General features: G+C 70.7%; 4 protein-coding genes. All 4 read left to right on the top strand.

The window, feature by feature from the left end:
- On the top strand, window positions 1-906 hold the full coding sequence (gene gmk / locus EIO58_RS15165; RefSeq protein ID WP_127820217.1) for a guanylate kinase: 906 nt from the start codon (window positions 1-3) through the stop codon (window positions 904-906).
- Between the two features lie 102 nt (window positions 907-1,008).
- Window positions 1,009-1,263 (top strand): DNA-directed RNA polymerase subunit omega, encoded by a 255-nt coding sequence (gene rpoZ, locus EIO58_RS15160; RefSeq protein WP_127820216.1) that lies wholly within the window; start codon window positions 1,009-1,011, stop codon window positions 1,261-1,263.
- An 86-nt stretch (window positions 1,264-1,349) separates the two neighbouring features.
- Window positions 1,350-2,543, top strand: a complete 1,194-nt coding sequence (gene metK, locus EIO58_RS15155; protein WP_127820215.1) for a methionine adenosyltransferase — start codon at window positions 1,350-1,352, stop codon at window positions 2,541-2,543.
- A gap of 54 nt (window positions 2,544-2,597) precedes the next feature.
- On the top strand, window positions 2,598-3,094 hold a 497-nt coding region (locus EIO58_RS15150), incomplete at its 3' end, for a primosomal protein N' family DNA-binding protein (RefSeq protein WP_446723934.1).

Genomic DNA, 3,094 nt, shown 5'->3' with positions numbered 1-3,094 from the left:
ATGCCTGAACCCGCAGCCGCCCGCACGCCCCCCGAGGTCGACCGGGTCGCCGCCTCCCGACGTGCCGTCGCCGCGCGGCGCGAGCGCGCCGCGCTCAAGAAGGACGTCGCGACACGCGTGATCACGCCCCAGGAGCTGCTGCGCCGCGCACTCGCCGATCCGACATCGCCCGCGGGGGCGATGCGCGCGCCCGAGTTCCTCACCGCGATTCCCGCGATCGGCGAAGGAAAGCGCGACCGCATCCTCCGCGACCTCGCGATCTCTCCGGTCAAGCGCCTGGGCGGTCTCGGCTCGCGGCAGCGCGAGGACCTCAGCCGGTTCCTCGACTCCCGGTGGCCCGAGCTCGAGCCGCGCGGCGGCCGCAGCCGGCTCGTCGTGCTCGCGGGGCCCACGGCGGTCGGCAAGGGCACGGTGGCCGCGCACATCAAGGAGCACCACCCCGAGATCCACCTCTCGGTGTCGGCGACCACGCGCACGCCGCGCCCGGGCGAGGTCGACGGCGAGCACTACTTCTTCGTCGATGACGCCGAGTTCGATCGCATGATCGCCGCCGGCGAACTCCTCGAGCACGCCACGGTGCACAACGCCCACCGCTATGGGACGCCGCGCAAGCCGATCGAGGAGGCTCTCGCGGCCGGCCGCACGGTGCTGCTCGAGATCGATCTCCAGGGCGCGCGGCAGGTGCGCGCGGCCGACCCGTCGGCGACGCTGGTTTTCCTGCTGCCGCCCAGCTGGGACGAGCTCGTGCACCGCCTCGTCGGCCGCGGCACCGAGGACGCCGCCGAACGTGCCCGCCGGCTCCGCACTGCGAAGACCGAGCTGGCCTCGCAGGGCGAGTTCGACTACCGCGTCGTCAACGACGACGTGGCCCGCGCCGCGGACGAGGTCGCGCGGCTCGCGCACTGACGATGCGCGGCTGTCGACCGCGTCTCGCGTAGAATGGTGGGATGCCTCGATGCGTCGGGGCCCCAGACTCCCATTCCGTCATCCGATCCAGGAGGTTTCGCCATGGCCGGAACGAACCAGGGCATCATCGAGCCCCCCATCGACACTCTTCTCGAGAAGGTCGACTCGAAGTATCAGCTCGTGATCTACGCGTCCAAGCGCGCCCGTCAGATCAACGACTACTACTCCGACCTGCACGAGGGCAACCTGTTCGACAACGTCGGCCCGCTGGTCGACTCGACCGTCGAAGACAAGCCGCTCACGATCGCGCTGCACGAGATCCACGAAGACAAGCTGCGGCTGCGCCGCGCGGAATAGTCCCATCACGTCCTGTATGCCCCCGAGGTCGGCGATGTCGATCCTCGGGGGCATACTGGTGTCCGCCCCTCTCACCTGGAGAATCGATGACCGACCTTCGTCTGTTCACATCCGAGTCCGTCACCGAGGGGCATCCCGACAAGATCTGCGATCAGATCTCGGATTCGATCCTCGACGCCATCCTCACCGACGACCCGGACGGCCGCGTCGCGGTCGAGACGCTCGTGACCACGGGACTCGTGCACGTCGCCGGCGAGGTGTCGACCTCGGCGTACGTCGAGATCCCGGCGATCGTGCGGGACGTCGTCAACCGCATCGGCTACACGTCGAGCGAGACCGGCTTCGACGGCGACTCGTGCGGTGTGAGCGTGTCGATCGGAGCGCAGTCGTCTGACATCGCGGCGGGCGTCGACAAGGCGTTCGAGCGCCGTGAGGACGGCTCGGAGGACCCTCACGACCTGCAGGGCGCCGGCGACCAGGGCATCATGTTCGGCTACGCCACGACCGAGACTCCGCAACTCATGCCGATGGCCGCATGGACGGCTCATCGCATGGCCGAGCGCCTGTCTGAGGCGCGTCGGTCGGGAGCCCTCCCGTTCCTCCGCCCCGACGGCAAGACGCAGGTCACCCTCGGCTACGACGGCCAGACGCCGAAGACGGTCGAGTCCGTCGTGCTGTCGACCCAGCACCACCCGGACATCTCGCAGAAGGCGCTGCGCGCCGCCGTCCGCGCCGAGGTGATCGATCCCGTGCTCGACGCGACCGGCCTCGATCTGCCCGACGTGCAGTTCTACATCAATCCCGCCGGCCCGTTCGTGATCGGCGGTCCGAAGGGCGATGCGGGCCTCACCGGTCGGAAGATCATCATCGACACGTACGGTGGCGCGTCGCGTCACGGCGGCGGCGCGTTCAGCGGCAAGGACCCGTCGAAGGTCGATCGCTCGGCGGCGTACGCGATGCGCTGGGTCGCGAAGAACGCCGTCGCCGCAGGACTGGCCGACCGCCTCGAGGTGCAGGTCGCCTACGCCATCGGCAAGGCCAAGCCGGTGGGGCTGTACGTCGAGACCTTCGGCACCGGTCACGTGTCGGACGAGGCGATCACCCGTGCGATCCTCGAGGTGTTCGATCTGCGCCCCAAGGCGATCATCGACCAGCTCGACCTCCTTCGCCCGATCTACGCCCAGACTGCCGCGTACGGCCATTTCGGGCGCGAACTGCCCGACTTCACGTGGGAGCGCACCGACCGCGCGGACGCCCTCCGCGCAGCGGCCGGACTCTGACGGGGGCCGCGTGTTCGCGGTGAGCCCGGTGCGCGAGCCGTTGCGGAGGCGCGCATGAGCGCTCGTCGCGTCGCGCGCGTGCTCATCGACTCGCCGCTGCCGCAGCTCGACCGTCTCTTCGACTACGCGATCCCGGATGCACTCGCCGAGTCTGCGCTCCCCGGCGTGCGCGTTCGCGTGCCACTGCGCGCCGCCGGTCGCGTCGTCGACGGCTACCTCGTCGAGGTGGGCGAGCCTGATGCCTCGGACCGCCCCCTCTCGGAGCTCGACGACGTCGTGTCGCCGGTCGCGGTGCTCCCGCCCCGCCTCTACGCCCTGGCCCGCCGCGCGGCCGACCGGGCAGCGGGCTCGGCCGTCGACATCCTGCGTCTCGCGATCCCCAAGCGCATGGTCCGCGCCGAAAAGGCCTGGCTCGCCGCCGATGAACCGCCCACCCCGGTGCTCGAGCCCGACGCCACCGCGTGGGCCGGCACGGTGCTCGATGCGTACCCGGGCCTCGCCGATTCCCTCGCCGGCGGCGAGCGGCTCGCCCTCGACGCACCGCCGACGCC

The sequence above is a fragment of the Microbacterium sp. CPCC 204701 genome (genome assembly GCF_004010105.1).
Taxonomy (GTDB): domain Bacteria; phylum Actinomycetota; class Actinomycetes; order Actinomycetales; family Microbacteriaceae; genus Microbacterium.
Note: the sequence above shows the minus strand (reverse complement) of the source record. Positions and strands in the feature narration are given on the sequence as shown.